The sequence below is a fragment of the Arthrobacter sp. KUASC02 genome (genome assembly GCF_059739395.1).
Genome location: NZ_AP046053.1, coordinates 236,728 through 259,186, shown reverse-complemented (window position 1 = coordinate 259,186; position 22,459 = coordinate 236,728). Strand labels below are relative to the sequence as shown.

At 67.0% G+C, this 22,459-nt stretch carries 23 protein-coding genes and 1 pseudogene; 12 read left to right on the top strand and 12 right to left on the bottom strand.

Annotated elements, in window-relative coordinates:
* Positions 1 to 23 precede the first annotated feature (23 nt).
* From AC6JAC_RS01185 to AC6JAC_RS01170, 4 genes are all read right to left on the bottom strand, one after another.
* Positions 24 to 494: a ribose-5-phosphate isomerase gene (locus AC6JAC_RS01185; protein ID WP_043439383.1), complete on the bottom strand. Its 471-nt coding sequence runs from the start codon at positions 492 to 494 to the stop codon at positions 24 to 26.
* Positions 495 to 526: 32 nt separating this feature from the next.
* Complete coding sequence (locus AC6JAC_RS01180; RefSeq protein ID WP_497963107.1) at positions 527 to 2,374, bottom strand: dihydroxyacetone kinase family protein; 1,848 nt, start codon at positions 2,372 to 2,374, stop codon at positions 527 to 529.
* Positions 2,375 to 2,406: 32 nt separating this feature from the next.
* Positions 2,407 to 3,183, bottom strand: coding sequence for an SDR family NAD(P)-dependent oxidoreductase (locus tag AC6JAC_RS01175; RefSeq protein WP_347899057.1), 777 nt, complete (start codon positions 3,181 to 3,183; stop codon positions 2,407 to 2,409).
* A gap of 100 nt (positions 3,184 to 3,283) precedes the next feature.
* Complete coding sequence (locus tag AC6JAC_RS01170) at positions 3,284 to 4,108, bottom strand: sugar phosphate isomerase/epimerase family protein (RefSeq protein ID WP_028272399.1); 825 nt, start codon at positions 4,106 to 4,108, stop codon at positions 3,284 to 3,286.
* A 186-nt stretch (positions 4,109 to 4,294) separates the two neighbouring features.
* On the opposite strand from AC6JAC_RS01170, the gene AC6JAC_RS01165 reads away from it, so the two are divergent.
* From AC6JAC_RS01165 to AC6JAC_RS01150, 4 genes are all read left to right on the top strand, one after another.
* A complete protein-coding gene (locus tag AC6JAC_RS01165; protein ID WP_028272400.1) occupies positions 4,295 to 5,632 on the top strand; it encodes an MFS transporter in 1,338 nt (445 codons plus the stop codon).
* 23 nt (positions 5,633 to 5,655) lie between these two features.
* Positions 5,656 to 6,537, top strand: a complete 882-nt coding sequence (locus AC6JAC_RS01160) for a transketolase (protein WP_497966741.1) — start codon at positions 5,656 to 5,658, stop codon at positions 6,535 to 6,537.
* Positions 6,534 to 7,556 (top strand): transketolase family protein, encoded by a 1,023-nt coding sequence (locus AC6JAC_RS01155; protein WP_028272402.1) that lies wholly within the window; start codon positions 6,534 to 6,536, stop codon positions 7,554 to 7,556. The genes AC6JAC_RS01160 and AC6JAC_RS01155 overlap by 4 nt, the downstream gene beginning before the upstream one ends.
* 148 nt (positions 7,557 to 7,704) lie before the next feature.
* The gene (locus AC6JAC_RS01150; RefSeq protein WP_028272403.1) at positions 7,705 to 8,364 is read left to right on the top strand and encodes a GntR family transcriptional regulator; all 660 of its coding nucleotides are present in this window, start codon (positions 7,705 to 7,707) and stop codon (positions 8,362 to 8,364) included.
* Positions 8,365 to 8,410: 46 nt separating this feature from the next.
* On the opposite strand, the gene AC6JAC_RS01145 is transcribed toward AC6JAC_RS01150, so the two are convergent.
* Positions 8,411 to 9,193, bottom strand: coding sequence for an SDR family NAD(P)-dependent oxidoreductase (locus AC6JAC_RS01145; protein ID WP_028272404.1), 783 nt, complete (start codon positions 9,191 to 9,193; stop codon positions 8,411 to 8,413).
* 122 nt (positions 9,194 to 9,315) lie between these two features.
* On the opposite strand from AC6JAC_RS01145, the gene AC6JAC_RS01140 reads away from it, so the two are divergent.
* Positions 9,316 to 9,681, top strand: a complete 366-nt coding sequence (locus tag AC6JAC_RS01140) for a VOC family protein (RefSeq protein ID WP_347899066.1) — start codon at positions 9,316 to 9,318, stop codon at positions 9,679 to 9,681.
* A 13-nt stretch (positions 9,682 to 9,694) separates the two neighbouring features.
* On the opposite strand, the gene AC6JAC_RS01135 is transcribed toward AC6JAC_RS01140, so the two are convergent.
* The 4 genes from AC6JAC_RS01135 to AC6JAC_RS01120 are packed head-to-tail and all read right to left on the bottom strand — an operon-like array spanning position 9,695 to position 13,393.
* Complete coding sequence (locus AC6JAC_RS01135; protein WP_497963103.1) at positions 9,695 to 11,458, bottom strand: DUF4389 domain-containing protein; 1,764 nt, start codon at positions 11,456 to 11,458, stop codon at positions 9,695 to 9,697.
* 41 nt (positions 11,459 to 11,499) lie between these two features.
* Complete coding sequence (locus AC6JAC_RS01130) at positions 11,500 to 11,943, bottom strand: flavodoxin family protein (RefSeq protein WP_028272407.1); 444 nt, start codon at positions 11,941 to 11,943, stop codon at positions 11,500 to 11,502.
* Entirely contained in the window at positions 11,940 to 12,995 is a 1,056-nt protein-coding gene (locus tag AC6JAC_RS01125; protein WP_497963101.1) for a zinc-dependent alcohol dehydrogenase family protein, read from the bottom strand. The genes AC6JAC_RS01130 and AC6JAC_RS01125 overlap by 4 nt, the downstream gene beginning before the upstream one ends.
* The gene (locus AC6JAC_RS01120; RefSeq protein WP_156037192.1) at positions 12,992 to 13,393 is read right to left on the bottom strand and encodes a hypothetical protein; all 402 of its coding nucleotides are present in this window, start codon (positions 13,391 to 13,393) and stop codon (positions 12,992 to 12,994) included. The genes AC6JAC_RS01125 and AC6JAC_RS01120 overlap by 4 nt, the downstream gene beginning before the upstream one ends.
* A 281-nt stretch (positions 13,394 to 13,674) precedes the next feature.
* Between AC6JAC_RS01120 and AC6JAC_RS01115 the strand changes: the two genes are divergently transcribed.
* A complete protein-coding gene (locus AC6JAC_RS01115) occupies positions 13,675 to 13,971 on the top strand; it encodes a hypothetical protein (protein WP_028272410.1) in 297 nt (98 codons plus the stop codon).
* Between the two features lie 78 nt (positions 13,972 to 14,049).
* Positions 14,050 to 15,642 carry an amidohydrolase gene (locus tag AC6JAC_RS01110; RefSeq protein WP_497963099.1) on the top strand — a complete coding sequence of 531 codons (1,593 nt, stop codon included), beginning with the start codon at positions 14,050 to 14,052 and terminating at the stop codon, positions 15,640 to 15,642.
* Between the two features lie 97 nt (positions 15,643 to 15,739).
* On the opposite strand, the gene AC6JAC_RS01105 is transcribed toward AC6JAC_RS01110, so the two are convergent.
* Positions 15,740 to 16,246 carry a hypothetical protein gene (locus tag AC6JAC_RS01105; protein WP_497963097.1) on the bottom strand — a complete coding sequence of 169 codons (507 nt, stop codon included), beginning with the start codon at positions 16,244 to 16,246 and terminating at the stop codon, positions 15,740 to 15,742.
* Between the two features lie 143 nt (positions 16,247 to 16,389).
* Between AC6JAC_RS01105 and AC6JAC_RS01100 the strand changes: the two are divergent.
* Positions 16,390 to 16,572: pseudogene (locus AC6JAC_RS01100) on the top strand (HNH endonuclease); the annotation flags it as partial.
* A gap of 301 nt (positions 16,573 to 16,873) precedes the next feature.
* Entirely contained in the window at positions 16,874 to 17,491 is a 618-nt protein-coding gene (locus AC6JAC_RS01095) for a uracil-DNA glycosylase family protein (RefSeq protein WP_028272415.1), read from the top strand.
* A gap of 12 nt (positions 17,492 to 17,503) precedes the next feature.
* Here AC6JAC_RS01095 and AC6JAC_RS01090 read toward each other — a convergent pair whose 3' ends face one another.
* On the bottom strand, positions 17,504 to 18,733 hold the full coding sequence (locus tag AC6JAC_RS01090; RefSeq protein ID WP_497963095.1) for a type II toxin-antitoxin system HipA family toxin: 1,230 nt from the start codon (positions 18,731 to 18,733) through the stop codon (positions 17,504 to 17,506).
* Positions 18,730 to 18,990: a type II toxin-antitoxin system Y4mF family antitoxin gene (locus AC6JAC_RS01085; protein ID WP_497963093.1), complete on the bottom strand. Its 261-nt coding sequence runs from the start codon at positions 18,988 to 18,990 to the stop codon at positions 18,730 to 18,732. Before AC6JAC_RS01085 ends, AC6JAC_RS01090 begins: the two co-directional genes overlap by 4 nt.
* A 168-nt stretch (positions 18,991 to 19,158) precedes the next feature.
* Between AC6JAC_RS01085 and AC6JAC_RS01080 the strand changes: the two genes are divergently transcribed.
* The 3 genes from AC6JAC_RS01080 to AC6JAC_RS01070 all read left to right on the top strand — a co-directional run bounded on the left by AC6JAC_RS01080 (position 19,159) and on the right by AC6JAC_RS01070 (position 22,441).
* Complete coding sequence (locus AC6JAC_RS01080) at positions 19,159 to 19,866, top strand: FadR/GntR family transcriptional regulator (RefSeq protein WP_497963091.1); 708 nt, start codon at positions 19,159 to 19,161, stop codon at positions 19,864 to 19,866.
* Between the two features lie 69 nt (positions 19,867 to 19,935).
* Positions 19,936 to 20,979, top strand: a complete 1,044-nt coding sequence (locus AC6JAC_RS01075) for an asparaginase (protein ID WP_497963089.1) — start codon at positions 19,936 to 19,938, stop codon at positions 20,977 to 20,979.
* Between the two features lie 46 nt (positions 20,980 to 21,025).
* Positions 21,026 to 22,441: an aspartate ammonia-lyase gene (locus AC6JAC_RS01070; RefSeq protein WP_497963088.1), complete on the top strand. Its 1,416-nt coding sequence runs from the start codon at positions 21,026 to 21,028 to the stop codon at positions 22,439 to 22,441.
* Positions 22,442 to 22,459 lie beyond the last annotated feature (18 nt).

Here is a 22,459-nt window from a genome sequence, read left to right as displayed (position 1 = left end):
CAGCCGGGTAGCGGACTGCCGAGTCAGCAGCCTTCGAAATCCGTCAGGACCTTCACCTTGGACGCCGAGGCGGACGAGGGGTCGAAGGTGTAGCCCAGCCATTCCCGGGCCAGCCTGCGGGCAAGTTCCACGCCCACCACACGCTGGCCCATGGTGAGCACCTGGCAGTCGTTGGAGAGCACCGAGCGTTCCACTGAGAACGAGTCGTGGGCCGTGGCTGCCCTGATGCCGTCCACCTTGTTCGCAGCGATGGCCACGCCGATTCCGGTGCCGCAGAACAGGATGGCCCGGTCCGCGCGGCCCTCCTTGATCATCTCCCCTGCCGCGATCCCCACATACGGGTACGGCCTGGTGAACTGCTCGAGGGCATCGCTGCGGTTGACGCCGATATCGATGATTTCGCTGACCCGGGGATCGTTGCGAAGGTCCTCCGCGATCCGGTCCTTGTAGTCCACGCCGGCTTCATCGGCGCCCAGGATGAGTCGAATGCCCATGGCCTGTCCTTCCCCTGCAGTTGCGGTATGTGTCATGACGGTGTTCCTGCGGGCTGGCGGGTTGCCGTGCCGTGGGCTGCCGGACCGGCCGCTTCGGCAGCAGCCGGTGCAGCAGCCGGCGCAGCATCCCGTGCAGTGGCCGGAGCAGCAGCCGGCGCGGCAAGGTGCGGGCCCATGACCGTGAAGATCATGGCCAGGGACGTTGCCCCGGGGTCCGCGGTGCCTACGCTCTTTTCGGCGAGCGGCCGGGCGCGGCCCTTGAGCGGACGCAGCGAAGCGGTGGCTTCCGCCGCGGCGGTGGAGACGGCGGCCGCTTCGGCCCATGCCGCTGCAGGGTGGTCGCTGTGGCGGGCGCCGTCAGCCAGCAGCCGGCTGAAGGTTTCCGCGAAGGGCAGCAGGGAGTCCACCATGGTCTTGTCCCCGATTTCCGCCTTGCCGAGACCGGTGATCCTGGCAGCGAACGCGCTGACGGCAGCGGCCAGTTCCGAAGGTCCTGGAGACAGCTGGTTGCCGAGTGCTTCGCCGAAGGACCTCAGCCCGGCACCCCACAGCACGCCCGAGGTCCCGCCGGCTTTATCCGCCCACGCATCCCCTGCGGCGGCCAGGACAGCTCCCGCGCCGGCGCCGCGGGCAGCGGCGTCCTCCGCCGCAGCGGTGGCCGCGTCGATACCGCGGACCATGCCGCGGCCGTGGTCTCCGTCGCCCGCCACGGCATCCATGTCCCCCAGACGCGCTTCGGCGCCGTGCAGGGAATCCCGGGCGGCAGCGAGGGCCGCGAGGCAGTTTGCCGCATAGCCGCGCGACTCTTCGGTTGCGTCGAAAGCATCAGGTGCGGCGGCGCCGTCGGGCTCTTCCTCTGCCGAGGCAGCACCGGCCTGCAGGGCGGCATTGCCCCTGCGGTAGGCGGGCGTTTCCGCCGGGGCGGTCCAGAGCGGCTCCAGTTCGTCGTCCAGCCAGGTGATGGTCAGGGAGACGCCGGACATGTCCAGGCTGGTGACCAGTTCGCCCACTTCCGGCATCACCAGCGTGTAGCCGGCGGCGCGGAGCAGCGGGGCAATGGTGAGCCAGAGGACAAAGAGTTCCTCGTGCTTGGTGGATCCGAGGCCGTTAAGGATGACGGCGATGCGGTCGCCAGCTCCGTGCGGGGTCTCGGCCAGCAGCCGGGCAACGAATTCCTGGCCCAGCTCTTTGGCGGGAGGAAGTTCGGTGTCGAACAGGCCGGGCTCGCCGTGGATGCCCAGGCCCAGGCCCATCTGCCGGTCTTTGAGGGTGAACAGCGGGGTTTCGGCGCCCGGGAAGGTGCAGCCGTGGAAGGCGCTGCCGATGGTGCGGGTCAGGCTGTTGGCTTTGCGGCCAAGACGCACGACGTCGGCCAGGTCCGCACCCGCTTCGGCCGCCGCACCCATGATCTTGAAGACGGTGAAGTCACCCGCGATGCCGCGGCGTTTCTCCGATTCCGACGGCGGGGCGCTGGCGACGTCGTCCGTCACCAGGACGTTTTCCACCTGGATCCCCTCCGAAGCGAGCCGCTCGCTGGCCATGCCGAAATTCAGCACATCCCCGGCGTAGTTGCCGTAGGTGAACACCACTCCGGCGCCCGACTCCGCGGCCTTGGCCACGGCATAGGCCTGCTGCGCGGATGGCGAGGTGAAGATGTTGCCCACCACGGCGCCGTCGGCCAGTCCGGTGCCGATCAGGCCGGCGAAAGCCGGGTAGTGGCCTGAACCGCCGCCCGCGAGGACCGCCACTTTGGGCTTGGCGGGGCGGCGCCGGCGCACGGCCCCGCCGGTCACCTGGCGGACCAGGTCGGCGTGGACGTCGCAGAACCCGGCAAGGGCTTCCTCTGCGAAGTCGGAGGGATCGTTGAAAATTCTGGTCATGGTGGGCTCTCTAGCTTCGGCGGGGACGGCTACTAGTGGATGTGGCTTCCGCCGTTGATGTCGATGGTGGTACCGGTCAGGTAGGCCGATTCCTCGGAGGACAGGAAGGTGATGACGGCGGCGATTTCCTCGGTGGTGGCGTTCCGGCCCAGGGGGATGCCGGCGTTGATGGCGGCTTCCTGTTCCTCGGTGCTGCCCACGCGGATGTTGGTGTCCACGGCGCCCGGGGTGATGGCGTTGACGGTGACGCCGGTGGCGCCGATTTCACGGGCCAGGGCCTTGGTGAAGCCCAGGATGGCTGCCTTGGCGGCGGAGTAGGGGACCTTGCCGAACACGCCGCCGCCGCGCTGCGCGGAAACGGAGGACATGTTGACGATCCGGCCCCAGCCGGCCTCGATCATGTCCGGCAGGAACGCCTTGGTGACGAGGTAGGTGCCGGTGGCGTTCACGTCCATGACTTTGTGCCAGAGCTCCAGGGTGGTTTCCAGGAACGGCACCGGGGAGGTGATGCCGGCGATGTTGGCCAGTGCGCCCACCGGGGGAAGATTGCCGGCGCCCACTTCTGCCTTGACGGCTGCGTAGGCGGCGTTGACGGAGCCTTCATTGGCGACGTCGACCTCGTGGCCGTAGGCCGGGACATTGAATTCGTTGCCGATTTCGGCGGCGACCTTGGCGGACTTCTCGCCGTCGAGGTCCAGGATCACCACTCCCCAGCCCTGGCTGGCGTAGCGGCGTGCGGTGGTGATGCCGATGCCGCGGTCCGAGGTGGCCCCGGTGAGGACGGCGGTGCGCTGGATGGTGGTAGTCATGATGCTCCTTGGTTGGTGTGTTGTGCCTGGTGATGGGATCGGTTGCTCCATAAGCGCCGTTTTGAGGGGTCAAAAGGGCCGTTACGGAGCAATCGACGGGTCAGATGAGGTCGGTGATGAAGCTGGCCGCTTTGGCGGCGGCGGCGGGTCTTTCGTCGTGCGTGACGTCCCGGGTTTCCAGTTCGAGCGAGAAGTGGCCGGTGTAGCCACGGCCTGCCAGTGCGCGGAGCCCGGCGGCGAAATCCGCCTGGCCGTTGCCGATGCTGAGGTTGATGTTTCCCGGCACGGCATCCCTGAGGTGGACGTGGGCAATCCGGCCGTCGTGCCGGTCAAGGTATTCGAGCGGGTCCTCGCCGGCGGCGACGATGTGGCTGAAGTCCATGACAATTCCGACGCCGGAACCTGCCAGCCGCTGTGCCAGCAGTTCCGCGCGCTCCAGGTTCCAGCAGAACCGCAGGAAGTGCAGGGATTCGGTCCAGAGTTCGACGCCGAACTCCGCGGCGCGCTGCCCGGCGTGGATGAGCTGGGCGGCGATGGTGTCCAGGTCTTCGTCCACGCTCCGGACGGGGTCGTGGCCCAGGGCGCCGCACGGAAGGACCAGCGCCTTGGCGCCGGTGGTGGCCGTGAGGGTGAGCAGGGCTTCCAGGTGCCGTTCGCGCGAGGCCTGCCGGCCGGCGTCGAGCACTGCGTTGAGGTCCCCGATATCGCCGTTGACCGAGCGGACCCGCAGCCCTGAGGCCAGAACGTCAGCGGTAACTGCCTCGACGGCGTCCCCGTCAAGTTCATAGGGGACGTGGTCGCAGACGCCGGGGAGGGCACCCAGGTCGATTTCGTCGAAGCCCAGGGAGCTGATGGTCCGCAGGGCAGTGCTGAGGTCCTGATGGCGGAAGCTGATGGACGAGCAGCCGAGGCGGGAATTGAACATCGTCGTTGATCCTCTGGAAGAGCGGGGGTGATGTGTATCACTGTAAGGCGTTTCATTGTCAACAGTCAACCTCCAACATTGACTGTTGACAATGGAGCATGACCGGGGTCACACTGGCATATCATTTGTTAACAGTCGACAGCGGCGGTGCGGAAGCGTTGCCCGCTCTTCGAAAGGGATTCAGCAATGAGCAACGAAGCTCTGAAAATGCGCGGCCATGTGCATGGCACCAAGGACGCGAAGCGCGTCGCCATCGGGTCCGGCGTCGGCGCCGTCATCGAGACGTATGACTTCATCGGCTTCGGCACCGCCGCTGCCCTGTACTTCGGAACGGCCTTCTTCCCCACCGGCGACCCCGTCACCGGAACGCTGGCAGCCTTCGCCACTCTCGGCGTCGGCTTCGCAGCCCGCCCGATCGGCGGCATCATCGGCGGCCATCTCGGCGACAAGGTGGGCCGCAAGCCCGTCCTGGTGGCGTCCCTGATCCTCATGGGCGTGGCCACGTTCCTCATCGGCCTGCTGCCCACGTACGAGCAGGTTGGCCTCCTGGCACCCGCGCTGCTGGTCTTCGTCCGCGTTGTCCAGGGCCTCGCCTTCGGTGCTGAATGGGGCGGTGCCATCCTGATGAGCTACGAACACGCACCCTGGAAGTCCAAGGGCAAGTACACCGGCATCGTCCAGGCCGGCTTCCCCGTGGGCCTGCTGCTGGCCAACCTCGTCTTCCTGGTCAGCGTGAACCTGGGCGGCGAACTCGCCTGGCGCGTTCCGTTCCTTGCCAGCATCGTGCTGGTCGCCGTCGGCCTGATCATTCGCTCCAAGGTTCCGGAATCCCCCGTTTTCGACGAGGTCAAGGAGAGCGGCTCCATCGTCAAGTCCCCGATCATCGAGGTCATCAAGACGGACTGGCGCAGCATCGTCCGGGGCATCGGCCTCCGCATCGCCGAGACCGCGGGCTACGCCGTATCGATCACCTACATGATCTCCTACCTGCACACCCAGCACCTGGCGGACAAGACCCAGACGCTCGTTGCCCTCTGCATCGCCTCCGCCATCGGCATCTTTGCCACCATGGCCTGGGCGCGGCTCACCGACAGGATCGGCCGCCGGCCCCTCTACGTCTGGTCCACAGCCTTCGCACTCCTGTTCGGCATCCCCATGTTCCTGCTGGTCAACACCGGAATGTTCATCTTCATCATCGCCACCATCGTCATCTCCTACGCGGTCTGCCAGAACTCGCTGGCCGGTGCGCAGGGTCCGTGGTTCCCCGAACTGTTCCAGGCCAAGACGCGCTCCTCCGGAGCCTCACTGGCCTACCAGATCTCCGCCATGGTCTCCGGATTCACGCCCTTCGTCACCACCCTGCTGTTCGTGGCCCTCGGCTGGATGGGCCCCGCCCTCCTCTTCAGCTTCTACGCCGCCATCGGCCTCTGGGCCGCCCTCGTCACCCGGGAAACCTGGGGCAAGCGCGAACGTCAGCTGGCAGATGAGGCCACCAAAAGCACCCCCCAGGCAGTGAACGCCTGATGACCGCCACGGAAGAAGCCCGCATGACCGCCACCCAGGAAACCGTGGCCACCGCCACGGAACGCATCCACAACGTTTCAGCCGCGGCCTACCGGATCCGCCACCACGCCCTGAACATGGGCGAGGTCCAGGGCCAGGGCTACGTGGGCCAGGCCCTCGGCGCAGCGGACATGCTGGCCGCCGTCTACGCGGACCAGCTCCGCTTCCAGGCCGCCGACCCCGAATGGGAAGGCCGGGACAGGTTCCTGCTCTCCACCGGGCACTACGCGATCGGACACTACGCCGCCCTGGCCGAAGCCGGGATCGTCCCGGTGGAGGAACTCGAGACGTACGGCTCGGACGACTCCCGGCTGCCGATGTCCGGAATGTCCACTTACACCCCCGGCATGGAAATCTCCGGCGGTTCCCTGGGCCACGGCCTCACCATCGCGGTGGGCATGGCCCTCGGACTCCGCTACCAGGGCTCCACGGCGAGGGTTTACAACTTCCTCTCCGACGGCGAACTGGACGAAGGCTCCACCTGGGAGGCCGCCATGGGCGCGCACCACCACCAGCTGGGCAACCTGACCGCCATGGTGGACATCAACGCCCTGCAGGCTGACGGGAAAACGGACACCGTGCTCCGCACCGAGCCCGTGACGGAAAAATGGGAATCCTTCGGCTGGTACACCCAGCGGGTGGACGGCAACAACATGGCAGAACTCCTGCAGGCGTTCGACAACGCCGCCACCCAGGCCGCCGCCGTCGGACGTCCTTCGGTGATCCTGTGCGACACGAAGGTGGGCCGCGGAGTGCCGCTGCTGGAAGAGCGCGAAAAGGCGCACTTCATGCGCATCGAGGAACACGAATGGCAGCAATGCCGCGAACAACTGACCGCAGGATATGAAGGAAGGGCAAGCCGATGAGCACCGCCACCGCTTCGAAGGGCACGGCTTCAACGGGTACCGCCCCCAAGCTGAAGACCTCGGCCATGATCGCGTCCTTCGCCGATCCCGGCCAGAAAACCGCCTCCGCACCGTTCGGGCACGCCCTGGTGAAGGCCGCGCAGGAGAACGACAGGATCGTTGGCCTCACCGCGGACCTGGGCAAATACACGGACATGCATATCTTCGCGCAGGCCTTCCCGGAACGGTTCTTCCAGATGGGCATGGCCGAACAGCTGCTCTTCGGTGCGGCCGCGGGCCTGGCCGAGACCGGCCTGGTGCCGTTTGCGTCCACGTACTCGGTGTTCGCGGCACGGCGGGCCTACGACTTCCTCTGCCTGGACAGCGCCGAACCGAACCTGAACGTGAACATCGTGGGCGGCCTGCCCGGCCTGACCACCGGCTACGGCCCCAGCCACCAGGCCACCGAGGACATGGCGATCTTCCGCGGCATGCCCAACCTGACCATCGTTGACCCCTGCGACTCGATCGACATCGAACAGGCCGTCCCCCAGCTCGCGGCCAGCGAGGGCCCCACGTACCTGCGGCTGCTGCGCGGCAACGTACCCACGGTCCTGGACGAATACGGCTACACCTTCGAGCTCGGCAAGGCGAAGGTCCTGCGCGGCGGGAACGACGTCGTCTTCATCTCCAGCGGACTCATGACCATGCGTGCCCTGCAGGCCGCCAAGGCACTGGCGGAGCACAACGTGGACGTCGCCGTCGTGCACACCCCCACCATCAAGCCCTTCGACGCAGCCACCGTCCTCGCCGAAATCAACACGGACCGCCTGGCAGTGACGCTGGAAAACCACAGCGTGATCGGGGGCCTGTTCGAAACCGTGGCCTCCGCCGTCGTCACCGCCGGGCTGGGCAAGAAAGTGGTTCCCGTCGCGTTGCCGGACGAGTTCCTCGACGCAGGCGCCCTGCCCACCCTCCACGAACGCTACGGCCTGTCCGTCCAGCGGATCGTGGCGAAAGTCCTCGCGGAACTGGGCTAGCGCAGGACGGTCACCAGACCGACGGCGGAAGCGCGGACCGGACACGAGACGGTTCCGCGCTTCTGCCGTAACATCAACAGTTAACACATCGACTGTAAACAGTCGACTACTGACATTCAGTCGACACTGACATTGAGGACGTACCACGATGGCCGGAGCAACAGCACCCCTGCTGGGACTGCAAAAGCGGAGCCTCCGCGAGCAGGCCCTTTCCGCGCTGCGCACCGCCATCACCAGCGGCGAGCTGGAACCCGGGCGGCACCTGGTGGAAACCGAACTCTCGGACATGCTCCAGATCAGCCGGGGGACTCTTCGGGAAGCGCTGCGGCAGCTGGAGCAGGAAGGGCTGCTGTCAGCGGGCCCGCGCGGCCGGCTGTCCGTCCGGCACCTCGATGCCAAGGAGATCCGGGACATCTACTCCGTGCGCGCCGCGCTGGAGTCACTGGCTGCCCGCACCCTGTGTGAACTTCCGGACCGCCAGCACGTCATCGGTTCGCTGCGCGCGGCCATCGGCGCCATGGATGCCGCCACCAAGGGAACCCTCGAGGAGCGGATCGAATCCGACCTCGAATTCCACCGCACCCTGTGCCGCCTCACCGGCAACGAGACACTGCTCCACTCCTGGGAATCACTCGAAGGCTCCATCAGGATGTCCATCATGTTCGCCGGGCTGGAAAAAGGCGTGTCGAACATGAGCGTGGACCGGCACCACGACATTGTGGCCGCCATCGAAACCGGGGATGCCTCCCTGGCACGCAAGACGATCCGCGAACACATGGACACCGCCGCGGACAACCTGGTGGCCTAGGAGCCGTTGGCCTGGCGGACCGCGACCGGGACGGCGGGGCAACGCCTCAGTAGTCCACGATCGCGCCGCAGGAAATGTTCACGGTGGCGTCGGTGATGGCGCCTGCCCGGTCCGAGGCGATAAAGACCGCCACGTTACCCACGTCCTCCAGCGTCGCCGTCCGGTTCAGGTGCGCTGTCCGGGTGATTTCCTCCACAATCTCTTCCCGGCCCTCTGCTTGCCAGGGAATGGTTTCCACGATCCCGCCCGTCACCATCGTGACCACCCGGATGCCGTCCTTGCCGAGTTCCAGCGCCCACTGCCGGCGCTGCCCCTCCATGGCGTCCAGCGCGATCTTGAACCCGCCCAGCCCGTGCAGGGTCTGCGGGCCGGAGCCGCCGAACATCAACACGACGCCGGAACGCTGCTTGACCATGTGACGCGCCGCCGCCCGGGTGGTGAGGAAGTGCGTCCGGGTAGCCGCGGTGATGGGCTGGCTGAAGTCGTCCGCGGAGATGTCCATCAGCGGCTGCTGGACGTCCCCGTACGAGATGAGGTTGAAGGAGATGTCGATCCGCCGGGTCTTTTTTGCGGCCTGGTCCACGAAGGCGTTCACTTGGCTTTCGTCCAGGGCGTCGACGACGGCGGTGTCCGCGCTGCCGCCTGCCTCACGGATGTCCCGGGCTACTTTGAGGAGGCGGGATTCCGTCCGGCCGGCCAGGAAGACGTCCGCGCCTTCCGCTGCGAAGGCCCGGGCGACAGCGCCTCCGATGGGGCCGCCGGCGCCGTAGACGAGGGCTGTTCGGCCCTGCAGGAGACCGGTTGGCCCGGTAGCGTTTTCCAGCGGCATTGCGGGCCTCCTGCCCGGAAGTGGACGATTCCTCCCACTATCTGCCTGTGGGCGGCAGGTGGCAAGGGCATCGCGTTTCCGTGTGCCTTGACAGCAGGGCTGGCCGGGAGCAGATTCGGACCATGGTGCAGTCAGGATTCCCCATTCTTGTCACGCCCGATCTGGACCGGTTGCTCGCCTTCTACCGGGACCTGCTGGGCGGGAAAATATCGTACTCATTCCCTGCGGAGGGCCCGCCCGTGTACGTCGGCCTGCAGCTTGGCTCGATGGCCCTGGGCATCGGCGTGGACAGCGCCACGAAGACCGGGCCGGACGGGCAGCGGATCTCGTTGTGGTTCTACGTTGACGACTGCGACGCCACCGTGGAGTCGCTGCGCAGCGGCGGAGCCACCATCACCAAGGATCCGCAGGACCAGCCGTGGGGCGAACGCGTGGCATACCTGCAGGACCCGGACGGAAACCTGGTGGTGGTCGCAACCGGCTCCTAGGGCTGGCGGGGTTCTAGGGCTGGCGGGGTTCGCCCGGCGGCTCGGTGCCCGGCGGCTCGGTACCCGGCGGTTCGGTGCGCGGCGGCTCGGTGCGCGGGGACTCCGGAGTGGCCGGAGGCATTCCCGTTTGGGAGGCGGGGACCGGCGGCGGCAGGTAGCCGGCCGGCGGGGCGTCGGCCGGATCCATCGGGCCCATGTCGAGGCGGAACGGCGGGTATTCGTCACGCATCAGGGCCACGTAGGCAATGACGCGGTGCGTCCAGCGGTTCAGGCCGATCAGCAGGTCAAAGAGCCTCCGGCCGAAGCGCCCTGTGAAGAGCAGACTGAAGCCGGCCACGATCACCAGCAGTCCGATCAGCGAGATCCCGCCGCCGCCCTGGTATCCCACCCAGGTTCCATCAACCCAGGTGCCGTCCACCCACCTGCCATCCACCCACGTGCGCCGGCTGCCCCAGGTGCTCGCCGCGCCGGAGAATGCCGAGACAATGAGGAGTTGCGGAAGGGCCAACAGCCACCATTTGATCAGCACCAGTCCCCGGGACAGTTGCTCGGGGTACTCGACGTCGAAATCCGCCGGGTAGTCGGTCCGCGCCAGCGTGAAGGGCGGGTAGCGGTCCGTCCCGATGGCTGCGTAGGCGTAGAAGGCCACGCGCCAGTTCCACCGCAGGACGCCCACGTTGAAGTTGAACAGCGAGCGCGGGTACCGGCCGGTGAACAGGATGGCGAAGCCGGCCACGATGGTGGTCACGAAGAATGCGAACCAGAGGAAGAACAGCACGATGTAGTGCGGGATCGCCAGGAACCACTTGATCAGCCACATTCCACGGGAAAGCCCTGGATCGAGGTAGCCGTTGAGCCGGACCGGGTATCTGGAAGTATCCGAGGGCTGCGGGTCCGTGGGGAGCGGCGTGCGGCCTCCTGCCGGCGGGACCGCCGCGGCCGCTGTGGGATACGGCGCTGCGGGGTACGGTGCGGCGGCGGACGGACCTGGTGGGTACGGCGTTGCGGCGTACGGTGCGGCGGCCCCCGGCGCCGGGGCTTCCGGGCCTCCGGGCATGCCCGCCGGTTCCATGTGTCCGGCGGCCGGGTAATGCGGCGGCGGACCGTGCCTGCCCAGTCCGGCGGCGCCGGCAACGATGAGCGGCACGCCCACGGCCAGCAGCGCGATGCCGCCGATCAGCAGCCCGATAAAGACCGGCCACAACAGATCCGACCGAACGCCGGCCTGCAGGTCAACGGAAACAGGAGCGGCGCCGTCGGCGTTCATGACCACCACAGCCCAGCGGCCGCTGCGGAGGTCCCACTCAATCTGCTGGGTCCCGGTTCCCTGGGCAGACGTGGACCAGAATGGCTGCGCCCCGGGCGCAGCGGGCTCGGCGCTGCCGGGGACCTCACGGTACTCCACGCGGAACGGGTAGGAATCCAACTTGGTGATCTCGGAATGCCGGACGTTGTCGAGGTACCGGGCCACGTCGTCCTGGGGTCCGATGCCGATAAAGATCTGCTTTCCGGACGCCGCAGTGCCGCGCAACAGCAGGCGGCCGGCGCTGTCCGCCGGCAGGACGTCCGGCAGTTCCTCGTCCACCAGGATGTCCAGGCCGGGCGAGGTGATGGCCCGGGTGGCCACGTCGTAGCGTTCGGTGGGCGTGGTCAAATACCCGTTGTCGCGCTGCTGGAAGTTGACCCATCCGACAAAGCCGGCACCAGTCAGCAGCCCAAGCCCCATCAGGGCGGCGAGGGTGCCGAGCACCAGCATGACTATCCGGCCTGGTTTCATGGCCGCAGTCCTTTCTTGCCTCTTGCCTGGCCCCCCGGCGGCTATCCACCCACTCTTTTGAGCAGGTCCGCGGCCCATGCGGCCGCTTTGTCGAGTTCCCCGCTGCGGAGCGGGCCCTCGCTGCCTTTGACGTAAAAGGGCATGGGCTTGGAGATGATCTCCGCGCCGCCGGCCTTCAGCGATTCGGTCATCTTCCGGGCCGCGTCGCCATGGATGAACAGCCGCACTCGGGTGTCGAAGGCTGCCGCTTTGACGCCCGCAAGCCGGCCGTCGCCGAGGCTGGACAGCAGCTCGGTGATCTTCGGCGTCGGCCGCCAGCCGTTGATGGGGCTTCCGACCACGAGCAGGTCTCCCTCTGTGAGCGCGGTGGCCTGGAAGTCCGTCACGGAAACAGCCTGGGCCTGAGGCCCGAGGCCTGCCACGATGGCCTCGGCCACCTGCCTGGTGTTTCCGTAGGCGGAGTCGTAGACCACCAGGGCTTTCACGCCTTGATCACCACTTTGAGCGCCTTGGTTTCCGCGGCGCGGGCGAAGGTGTCGTAGGCCTCCATGAACTGGTCAAACGTGAAGTGGTGGGTGCCGAATTTCTCCGCTGGCACCTTCTTCTGGGCCACGAGCTTCAGGAGCATCGGTGTGGTGTTGGCATTGACCAGGCCCATGCTGATGTTGATGTTCTGGATCCAGAGGTTCTCCACATGCAGTTCCACGGACTTGCCGTGCACACCCACGTTGGCCACGTTGCCGCCGGGACGGACGATGTCCGCGCACATGGTGAAGGTCGCCGGAATGCCCACCGCTTCGATGGCCACATCCACCCCCTGCCCGTCCGTGAGCGCCAGCACCTGTTCCTTCCAGTCGGAGTCGCCGGAGAGGACAACGTTGGTGGCGCCGAACTCGCGGGACTTTTCCAGCCGGTTGGCGTCCAGGTCGATGGCGATGATGGTCGCCGCGCCGTACAGCCCGGCGGTGGCGATGGCTGCCAACCCGACCGGGCCCGCGCCCACAACTGCCACGGTGTCCCCCGGCTTGACGCGTCCGTACTGCACACCGATTTCAAAGCCGGTGGGCAGGATGTCGGAGAGCATCACGGCCTGGTCGTCGCTGACCCCTTCAGGGAGGAGGTGCAGCGAGTTCTCCGCGTACGGCACGCGCACGTATTCGGCCTGCGTGCCGTCGATCAGGTGTCCGAAGACCCAGCCGATGCCCGCCGCCCCTTCCTCGCCCATGCAGTGCGAGTACAGGCCGGTCTTGCAGTTGGCACAGTGGCCGCAGGACTTGATGCAGGAGATGATGACCCGGTCCCCCACCTTCAGGCTCGTAACAGAAGAACCCACCTCGGTGATGGTTCCCACGCCTTCGTGGCCCAGGATCCGGCCCTTCTGCACCGCCGGCACGTCTCCCTTGAGAATGTGCAGGTCCGTTCCACAGATAGTGGTGGTGTCCACTTTGACGATCACGTCACTGGGATTCTGGATCGTGGGATCCGGGACGTCGGTCCACGACTTTTCGCCGGGGCCTCCGTACACGAGCGCTTTCATGCGTACTCCTTCACTCTGTGGATGAAGCCGGGATCCACGATTTTCACGCGGCACGGCACAACCGAGCTGTCCACGCCTGTGGCCAGCCGGGACAGGCGCGCACATTCATGGAGCTGCTCAAGGACCGTGTCGGTAACCCGTGCACGGGAAAGATCGATGGTGAGCTCCTTGCCGTGCAGCAGCGACGTTGTTCGCCGCGCCACTACATACAGCGCACGGAGGCTGGCCCCTGTCACCACGCCGCGGACTTCCAGGCTGGCGGCCTCCAGGTCCGCTTCAATGCGAACCACGATCTTCAGCCGGTGCTCTGAATGTTCGTAATGCGTGGTGGATGGGGCTCCATGACGGGAATGGACGGCGGGTCGGGTACCCAGGACAGTTCGTGCGTGCTGATTCATGAAGCCGGGTCTCCTGCTATGTCCGGGAGGCGCACTGCGCCAGCCCTTCCCCAATTTTTTAGCGAGACCGGTTGCTGATCGGCGAAGCATTTCCCCTCCCCAAGGTGCGTGCGTGAGTAGCGCAGACGTGAGATGCCCCACATCAAGGATGGCGGCTCTGCGCAGCAAGGGTAAGGGACGAAAGTCCCTGATGCGGAGCCCTTGACAGGAGACTTTGCCAGGTCAAATATGGGCCCTGCCCGGCAAATCCCGCCGTCCGAAGTTTCACCTGAGGAGCAGAAATGGCTACCAATGCCTACGGAGTTGTGCATTTTTTCGCTGGGGGCACGCAGGACCAGTACGACGCATCAATTGCCGCGGTTCATCCGGGCGAGGGGCTCCTGCCGGACGGCCAGCTTTTCCATGCAGCAGGCCCGTCGGAGGGTGGGTGGACCATCATGGCCGTCCACGAATCAAAGGAGAGTTGGGAGGCATTCCGGGACGGCATCCTCATGCCGCGCATGCAGGCGGGCATCGAGGGCGGCTTCGCAGCACCGCCCGAAGAGACAACGGTCGATCTCTACAAAATCCTGCCGTAGCAGTCGTGATTGGCCTCCCGGCGGATGCTGCACGGGATCAGGAGCCGTGCGGAGGCAAACTCCTAGTAGCCTGTCCGCATGCCTGTCTCCGCCGCACCTGAACTCGTCCTGGCCTCCGTCCGGCAGCCCGGTGAGACCGACTGTTCGGACATTCACATCGCCAATGGGGTTGTTACCCGGATTACGGCTGCGGAGCAGCAGCCGGCCGGCGCCAGGCCAGCCGCTGCCGGGAGCGGTGGTGCCAGCATGGCTGGTGCCCGCATCGTCGACTGCGGCGGCCGGAACATCATCCCGGGACTGTGGGACGAACATGTGCACATGACCCAGTGGGCCATGGCTGCCAACCGGATCGACCTGTCGCACGCCACATCGGCGCGGGACGCGGTCGATGTCGTTCGTTCAAGGATCGAAGAAGGCCCGGGCGGCAATCGCCGCAAGGATGAGAACGACGGCGGGGCGGGGCCCACGCTGGTGGGTGTCGGCTTCCGCGACGCCGTCTGGGCGGACGTGCCCAGCCTGGCGATGGTCGATGCCGCGACTCACGGAGTGCCTGCAGCGCTGATCAGCCACGACCTCCACTGCGTCTGGCTGAACAGTGCCGCCGCCCGGCGCTACGGGGTGGAGGTTGACGCCGGCGGCCTGCTGCGGGAGGACGCTGCGTTTGCGCTGACCCGTGAGCTGGGCCGGCTGCCGGACTCCGTGGTTGACGCCTGGGTGGGCGACGCCGCCCGTAAGGCCGCCGCCCGCGGCGTGGTGGGGATCGTGGACTTCGAGATGACCTGGAACCGCGACGTGTGGCTCCGGCGTATCACTGGCGGCTTCGGTTCCCTCCGGGTGGAGGCGGGCGTCTATCCGGAGCATCTGGAGCGCGCGCGGCTGGAGGCCATGCGGACAGGGCAGGACATTCCGGGCGGGAACGGCCTGCTCCGGGTGGGCCCGCTCAAGGTGCTGATCGACGGCTCGCTGAACACGCGGACCGCCTACTGCGTGGATCCATACCCGCACGGCGGACGGGGCCTGCTTACGGTCAGCGAACCGGAACTGCTGGCGCTGCTGGCCCGGGCCGGGGAGGCCGGCTTCGTTCCTGCGGTCCACGCGATCGGCGACGCCGCGAACCAGGTGGCGCTGAACGCCTTCGAGGCTGCCGGCATCACCGGACGGATCGAACATGCCCAGTTTGTGCGGCAGGAGGACTTCGCGCGTTTCGGCCGGCTGTGCCTGACCGCGAGCGTCCAGCCGGCGCATGCCCTCGATGACCGCGACGCCGCCGACGCCAACTGGGGTGACCGCACCGACAGGGCATTTCCGTTGCGGTCCCTGCTGGCCGCCGGGGCCACGCTGGCGCTGGGTTCGGACGCCCCGGTGGCACCGCTGGATCCGTGGACCGCGATGTCGGCCGCGACCACCAGGTCAGGCCTCGACGGACGCGCACCGTGGCACCCGGAACAGGCCATCACGCGGAAGGAAGCCCTGGCGGCGTCTGCCCGCGGACGCAGCCGGATCAGGGTGGGCGACCCGGCTGACATCGCGGTGGTCGACGGCGATCCGCTCGGCGTCCCGGACGAAGTGTTCACCTCGATGCCGGTGGCGGCAACGCTCATTGCCGGCCGGTTCACGTTCGCGAACGGCTTGACGTTCGATGGCGGAGGGACGGTTGCGTCCGGATCCTGACCAAGCGCGAACGGACACCTACGGCCCTTGCGCACCGCCCGCCATCGTGCGACAACAGCGCGAACGGACACCTAAGGCCCTTGCGTAAGCCCGGCGCTTATCCCTTGACCCGGGCCTGAACCAGGTTGGCGAACGGCAGGCGGCCGAATTCCTCACGGAAGGCTGCGTGATATGCGGCCTCCGCCTGGTTCAGCCCGCCGGCGGGCAACTCTTTCCAGGCTATGAGCAGGGACTTGGTGTTTGCGAGTTGCCAGATGAGCCGCCCGTCCCAGTGTCCGGGAGGCTTGCCCTTGCCAAAGTCCAGAAATTCCTGGATCTGCCGGCGGAGGCCGCGGTTGCCTTTGCTTCCCGGCCCGGCCTTTCCGACGTAGAGGACCTCCGCGCCGTCGACCCATTCGGCCGCGAGCTTTTCGGCGGTGAGCGAGGGGTCCTTTTTCTTGAACACCCCGGCGGTGCTCTTGGCAAGGAACTGGACCTGGAATCCTTCAGGCTGGATAACGGCGAAGACCCCGGGCGCCTGCGGGATCCGGTTGATGTCGACTTCCGCGAAGGTCCTGAAGCCGGCGAAACCGTCCTCCCGGAGCGCCCTTTTGTTGACCAGCATGATGGGGTCCTTGGCTCGTGTAAACGTGGGAACGGCGTCGGCCGCCAAGGAAACTCTAGCCGGATGAGGGCGGCGGCCGTTCGTTGTGCCCGCATCATCTCCGTGCCGGCTTGAATGTCGGTGGTCGCGGAGACACTTGATGTATGGACGGCGGTCAGGAGCCGGAACGGGCTTCGAAAGCAGCGGATGGGGTGTCGATCACCGAAATGATCGCCGCCTGGCTAGGCCAGCGCCATGAACAGGCCCGCGCGGGAGTCCCCGCCAAAGAACTCGGCATGGGCGTCGCTGCGCAGATCGCCCTCGCCCGGCGGGAATCGCCAGCGCGCCAAACACAAAGAACCGCTTAAACAACAAAGACCTGCAGGTACCTTCGCGATCTCGCTATGGAGACGGCCCGGACATTCACATGTCCCGAACGGCCCGCGTTATCTGAACGGTTACCTGCAGGCGCTTTAAGCGTACGCCCGCTCGGTCCGCCAGAAAATAGGCCGGGAGCCTCTTGCCGTGGAGCCCGGACGGGGCGCCGTAACTTGTGCTTTTGGAAATCCGCAGAACATCAACCCCGGCCAAAAGCGTAGAGTGGAACCAGACGCCTGATTCTGGACGCCGTGTGCTGAGGGAGAAATCGTGACGATTGACTGGGACGAAAAAAAGGCCCTGCTGCAGGAACCGAACATCGCTGCTGTAACCCAGCTTTGCGACGAACTGATGGAAAAGAAGCCGGGCTCCATAGTCCCGTACATCGACCCCGTCCATGACGAGGACGAATGCAGAATCGTCAGTCTCCACGTCAGCCCCGGCAAGGGCACCGAATCTGGCTTCGTGTCGCACTTCAACGACGACGAGGCAGCCCGGAGGGCCACCTCGATCTACGAAATCGTGGAACTGGACCCCCGCTACGTCATGCCGTGGAACGCCTACCCCTGGGTGCGCGACCCCGATCTGCCCTCCGCCCTCAACGTCCAGGAAAAGACGGACGGCCTGCGTCCCTTCCGCCAGTTCCTGAAGATCAACAAGCGTGTCTCGGCCATCATCGCGCATGGCACGGATGCCCAGACCTTCCTGACCCTCTTCGAAAAGACCTATCACCAGTCCCTGAAGAACTCCGGCATCAAGATCTACAAGGCCAGCGCCCTCGGTGGCCGGGCGTTCGCGGTCTCGGCGAACAAGCAGGAAGAGCTGCTGAGCAAGAGCGTGGAAATCTACAAGGACGCGATGCAGCGCGCAGGCATCCAGCACCTCTAGCCGCCGCTTCCCCTACCCTTCGAGCAACCTGCGCCGGTGCTTGAGCTCCTTGAGCCATGACCTGGTGACCATCGCCGAAAATGGTGAGGCGCCGTCGTCGTTCGTTCCGGCAAAAGCAGTGCCCCGCTCCAGGTCCGCCACCAGCGGACCTGACGCCTTCAAACCCAGCTCCAGCACCTGAACAGCGGCGCGCTCGGCCAGCCCCAGGCCGGTTGCCCAGCCGAGAAAATGCTTCCGCGAGATCCCTGTCCGCTTGCCGTCCAGCGTGAGGGCGAGCGTTTTGTCCCCGTAAACCACGGTGGAGGGGATGTCGTAGACCGGGGCGATGGACCACTCCCCCGACGGCTGCTGCACCATGGACACGTTCTTCGCGTGCAGATCGCCGTTCCCGCTCAACCATGCGAAGGCAGCCTGGATGGCCAGGTTCCGCAACGCCGGCAAGGGCGCCGCGCAGTACTCTGCAAGGGCGTGGCACACCCGCCCGTACGCCACGTTGTACTTGTCCGCCGGATACAGCGCCAGCACCTGCGCACCGTCCTCGACGGCGAGCCGCTGCACCGCACCGTGCGCACCGCCGGCCAACGGGATCCGGTCAAACCGCTCCACCAGGAGCCCCGGCCGGCGCTCGACGTCCCGGATCAGCCGCACCCTGCTCAGTGGAATCCGCAGCTTGGCCGCGTAACGGAACATCACCAGCTCGTTTTCCACCACATGCGGGAACTCGGGCGCATTGAGCTTGAGGATGTAGCGCCGGCCCGCGCTGGCAACGGGCATGGAGATCATCCCGGCGGACAGTTTGTCCTGCACGCCGGCCAGCGCCACGGGATCGATGAGGCCGGAATCGCCCAGCAGCGCGTCGAAATCGACCGGCGCCTTCGGGTTCAGCTCGACGGCGTGCTCATCCGGGTCCAGCGGCTCGCCGTGGCCGACAATCTGCACATCACCCACCGGGTTGGCGCCGGCCGCGATCAGGAGCGACAGCTCATCGTCAACGCTCGTTTTCACCGAGCGCCGCAGCGCATTTAGCCGCCGGCCCTCCGGCAGGAGCCCCGTGAAGTACGGCGGTGCCGCCCCCGCCGCGGACAGCACCGGCTCGGTACTCAACGGCAGGGAACTGGCGACGGCGGGACCTCCCGCCGCGAGGTAGGCCGGCAGGTAGCTGAACTTGGTGCCGCCGTCGTGCCGTTCCAGCCGGGCGGCCAGCACCCCGGCCTTGTAGACATCCGCGACGCGGTGCCTCACGGCCGGGCCTCCGGCAGCTGCCCGTCGATGGCGCGCGCCGCTGCCCGCGTCCGGGTGCTCAGCTGAAGCTCCAGGCCGAGCGTTTCAAGCAGCGCCAGGAGTGAATCCAGTTGCACGCTGCGCTTTCCCTGTTCCACAAAGCGGACAAACCGCTCCGAGACTCCCGCAAGCTGGGCAAGGTCGTGCTGCGTCAGCCGTAGGGAGGTCCTGCGGGCCCGGACCTCCGCTGCGAGCCTGTCGGTGAACGCTTCGGCCATCCCGGACCCCTCTCGACAGGCACGAGCGTACCGTTTCTTGCTGGATTACCAGTCTAGGAGCGCACGCCCGCCGGCGTAAAGGGAAAATCGGAACGAACGTGCCGAAGGCTTTAATTCCGCCTGGAGTCACAGGTTGACACCCCATGTGACCCGTGCCATATTTGAAGCGTGAACCTGTCAGACAGCCGGACAGCCGGACGACGTGACCCGCAGCCCCTGGCCCGCCTCAGCGCGGCAGAGGCCGTCTTCAACGTCCTCCGCGCGGACATCGAGTCCGGCAAACTCGAGCTCGGCGCCAAACTCAGCTCCGAAGCCACCCTCGCCCAGCAGTACGGGGTGAGCCGCTCCGTGGTCCGCGAGGCGCTGCGCTCCTGCAACGCCCTCGGCCTCACCACCACCAAGACCGGCCGCGGCACATTTGTCGTGGCCAGCCGGGTTGCCAAAGATCTGGTACTCGGCCAGTACTCCGCGCTGGACCTCACCGAGGCCCGCCCGCACATCGAGGTTCCGGCAGCCGGCCTGGCCGCCCAACGCCGGACCGCCGAGGAACTGGAAGGGCTGCGGGAGATCGTGGCCGCCATGGCCGCGGAGGACGACCCCGAAGCCTGGGTGGCCCTCGACTCCAGCTTCCACGCAGCCATTGCCCGCGCCAGCCACAACCAGGTGTTCGAAAACGTGGTGGCGGACATCCGCGACGCCCTGGCGCACCAGTCCGAAACCCTCAATATGGTGGCGGACCGACAGCACGCCTCGGACCAGGAACACCAGCGGATCCTGGCCGCCATCGAATCCGGAAACGCCGCCGAGGCCAGCGCCGCAATGCAGGAGCACCTGCAGGCCGTTGGCGCCGCCCTTGACTCCATCCTCGGCCAATAGCCGCAACCCACGCGCACCTCACAACCAACGCCCCGCACGTAACCCGAACCACGTAACCCCAAGGACTCCATGCTTTCCCCTGCCTTGCCCGTCCATGCCCACGCTCCGGCCTCGGACCTGACAGCCCTGCCGCTGCACGCCCCGCTTGCCGTGCAGACCCGCGACGGGCTCGTGGAAAGCGTCCACTACGGCTCAGTGATCGCCACCGCCCCGGACGAATCCGCCGACGGCGGCGTCCGCGCGCTGGTGTCCGCCGGCGATCCGCTGGCTCCCTTCTACCCGCGGTCATCGCTCAAGCCGCTGCAGGCCGTGGCCATGGTCCGCGCCGGTTTAGACCTCCCCGCCGATCTCCTTGCCCTCACCGCAGCCAGCCATTCCGGGGCGGCAATCCACCGCGACGGCACCCTCCGCATCCTTGAAATGCACGGGCTGACTGCAGCCTCCCTGGAAAACAGCACCGACCTCCCGTACGGCCCGGACGAACGCGAAGAATGGCTCCGTCACGGCGGGACAGCCACGCAAGTTACCCAGAACTGCTCCGGCAAACACGCCGCGATGGCCGCAACATGCGTCATCAACGGCTGGCCGGTCCGCGGTTACCTCAGCCCGGAGCACCCCCTGCAGCAGCTCGTGGCGGCCACCGTCCGCGACCTCACCGGCGAAGAGCCCGAGCGCACCAGCACCGACGGCTGCGGCACGCCCCTGTTCGCCCTCACCCTCCGCGGCATGGCCCGCGCGTTCGGCCGCCTCGCCGCCGCTGCGGTGACTGACCCCGGAAGCCCGGAAGCCGCCGTCGGCCGCGCCATGATGCAGCACCCCGACATGGTGGCGGGCGAGGGCCGCGACGTCACCGAACTGATGCGCCTGCTCCCCGGAGCGGTGGCCAAGGACGGCTTCGAAGGCGTGCAGCTCGTGGGACTCCCGGACGGCCGCGCCGTGGCCGTCAAAATTTCCGACGGCGGGGACCGCGCCCGCATGCCGGTCACCGTCCGCGCACTGGAAGCGCTCGACGTCGACACCGCACCGCTGGCGGGCATCGCCGTCGGTGCCGTCCTGGGCGGCGGCCGTCCCGTCGGCACGCTCACCGCAACCGACTTCGTCCCGGCAACCTAGCCGCCCCATACCAGCCCGTCTCCCCAGCTACGTCCCGAGGATATCCATGACCGCAACCGCATCCCCCGCCGACTTCCGCTCCGAACATGACCTGCTGGGTGACCGCGACGTCCCCGCCGCCGCGTACTGGGGTGTCCACACGCTCCGCGCCGTGGAGAACTTCCCCATCACCGGCCAGCCGCTGTCCTCCAACATGTACCTGGTCCGCGGCCTCGCCGCCGTGAAGCTCGCGGCCGCCCGGACCAACCGCGAACTCGGCCTGCTCGATGCAGAGCGCGCCGACGCCATCGAGGCGGCCTGCTCGGACGTCATGAACGGCAAACTCAGCGAACAGTTCGTCGTGGACGTCATCCAGGGCGGCGCCGGGACGTCCTCGAACATGAACGCCAACGAGGTCATCGCCAACCGCGCCCTGGAAATCCTGGGCCACCCGAAGGGCGACTACGCCCGCCTGCACCCGAACGACCACGTCAACCTCAGCCAGTCCACCAACGACGTCTACCCCACGGCCGTGAAACTGGGCACCATCTTTGCCGCCCGCGAACTGCTCGCCGCCCTGGCCGAGCTCGAAGAGGCGTTCGCGGGCAAAGCCGCCGAGTTCCGCACGGTGGTGAAGATGGGACGCACCCAGCTCCAGGACGCCGTACCCATGACCCTCGGCCAGGAGTTCGGGACCTACGCCGTGACCATCGGCGAAGACCGGCTGCGCCTGGCCGAAGCCGACCTGCTGATCCACGAAATCAACCTCGGCGCCACGGCCATCGGCACCGGCCTGAACGCCCCGGCCGGCTACGCCGAGGCAGCCTGCCGGCACCTGGCCGACATCACCGGCCTGCCGCTGGTCACCGCCGTGGACCTCATTGAGGCCACCCAGGACGTCGGCGCGTTCGTGCACCTGTCCGGCGTCCTCAAGCGCGTGGCCGTGAAGCTCTCCAAGATCTGCAACGACCTGCGGCTGCTTTCCTCCGGCCCGCGCGCCGGCTTCGGCGAAATCAACCTCCCGGCCGTGCAGTCCGGTTCCTCCATCATGCCCGGCAAGATCAACCCGGTAATCCCGGAAGTGGTCTCCCAGGTGGCCTACGAAGTCATCGGCAACGACGTCACCATCACCATGGCCGCCGAAGCCGGGCAACTCCAGCTCAACGCCTTCGAACCCATCATCGTCCACAGCCTCCACAAGAGCATCTCCCACCTGGAAGCCGCCTGCCGCACCCTCACGGCACGCTGCGTCCGGGGCATCACCGCCAACACCGAACACCTCCGCCTCACGGTGGAGCAGTCAATCGGCCTGGTCACAGCGCTGAATCCCCACCTTGGCTACGCCACCGCAACCGCCATCGCCCAGGAAGCCCTCGCCACCGGCAAGGGTGTTGCCGAACTGGTCCTCGAACACCGGCTGCTCACCGCCGAGCAACTGGAAGAGCTCCTCAGCCCGCAACGCCTGGCCAACCTGAGCAAGTAGTCCCTCAACTAAGGACCC

Bases quoted from the DNA above. Each gene is read 5' to 3' on its own strand.
- AC6JAC_RS01105 (WP_497963097.1), bottom strand. From the start codon at position 16,246: ATGCTGGTCAACAAAAGGGCGCTCCGGGAGGACGGTTTCGCCGGCTTC.
- AC6JAC_RS01115 (WP_028272410.1), top strand. From the start codon at position 13,675: ATGGCTACCAATGCCTACGGAGTTGTGCATTTTTTCGCTGGGGGCACG.
- AC6JAC_RS01140 (WP_347899066.1), top strand. From the start codon at position 9,316: ATGGTGCAGTCAGGATTCCCCATTCTTGTCACGCCCGATCTGGACCGG.
- AC6JAC_RS01145 (WP_028272404.1), bottom strand. From the start codon at position 9,193: ATGCCGCTGGAAAACGCTACCGGGCCAACCGGTCTCCTGCAGGGCCGA.
- AC6JAC_RS01155 (WP_028272402.1), top strand. From the start codon at position 6,534: ATGAGCACCGCCACCGCTTCGAAGGGCACGGCTTCAACGGGTACCGCC.
- AC6JAC_RS01150 (WP_028272403.1), top strand. From the start codon at position 7,705: ATGGCCGGAGCAACAGCACCCCTGCTGGGACTGCAAAAGCGGAGCCTC.
- AC6JAC_RS01170 (WP_028272399.1), bottom strand. From the start codon at position 4,108: ATGTTCAATTCCCGCCTCGGCTGCTCGTCCATCAGCTTCCGCCATCAG.
- AC6JAC_RS01070 (WP_497963088.1), top strand. From the start codon at position 21,026: ATGACCGCAACCGCATCCCCCGCCGACTTCCGCTCCGAACATGACCTG.
- AC6JAC_RS01125 (WP_497963101.1), bottom strand. From the start codon at position 12,995: ATGAAAGCGCTCGTGTACGGAGGCCCCGGCGAAAAGTCGTGGACCGAC.
- AC6JAC_RS01160 (WP_497966741.1), top strand. From the start codon at position 5,656: ATGACCGCCACCCAGGAAACCGTGGCCACCGCCACGGAACGCATCCAC.
- AC6JAC_RS01085 (WP_497963093.1), bottom strand. From the start codon at position 18,990: ATGGCCGAAGCGTTCACCGACAGGCTCGCAGCGGAGGTCCGGGCCCGC.
- AC6JAC_RS01165 (WP_028272400.1), top strand. From the start codon at position 4,295: ATGAGCAACGAAGCTCTGAAAATGCGCGGCCATGTGCATGGCACCAAG.
- AC6JAC_RS01185 (WP_043439383.1), bottom strand. From the start codon at position 494: ATGGGCATTCGACTCATCCTGGGCGCCGATGAAGCCGGCGTGGACTAC.
- AC6JAC_RS01110 (WP_497963099.1), top strand. From the start codon at position 14,050: ATGCCTGTCTCCGCCGCACCTGAACTCGTCCTGGCCTCCGTCCGGCAG.
- AC6JAC_RS01180 (WP_497963107.1), bottom strand. From the start codon at position 2,374: ATGACCAGAATTTTCAACGATCCCTCCGACTTCGCAGAGGAAGCCCTT.
- AC6JAC_RS01075 (WP_497963089.1), top strand. From the start codon at position 19,936: ATGCTTTCCCCTGCCTTGCCCGTCCATGCCCACGCTCCGGCCTCGGAC.
- AC6JAC_RS01175 (WP_347899057.1), bottom strand. From the start codon at position 3,183: ATGACTACCACCATCCAGCGCACCGCCGTCCTCACCGGGGCCACCTCG.
- AC6JAC_RS01135 (WP_497963103.1), bottom strand. From the start codon at position 11,458: ATGAAACCAGGCCGGATAGTCATGCTGGTGCTCGGCACCCTCGCCGCC.
- AC6JAC_RS01120 (WP_156037192.1), bottom strand. From the start codon at position 13,393: ATGAATCAGCACGCACGAACTGTCCTGGGTACCCGACCCGCCGTCCAT.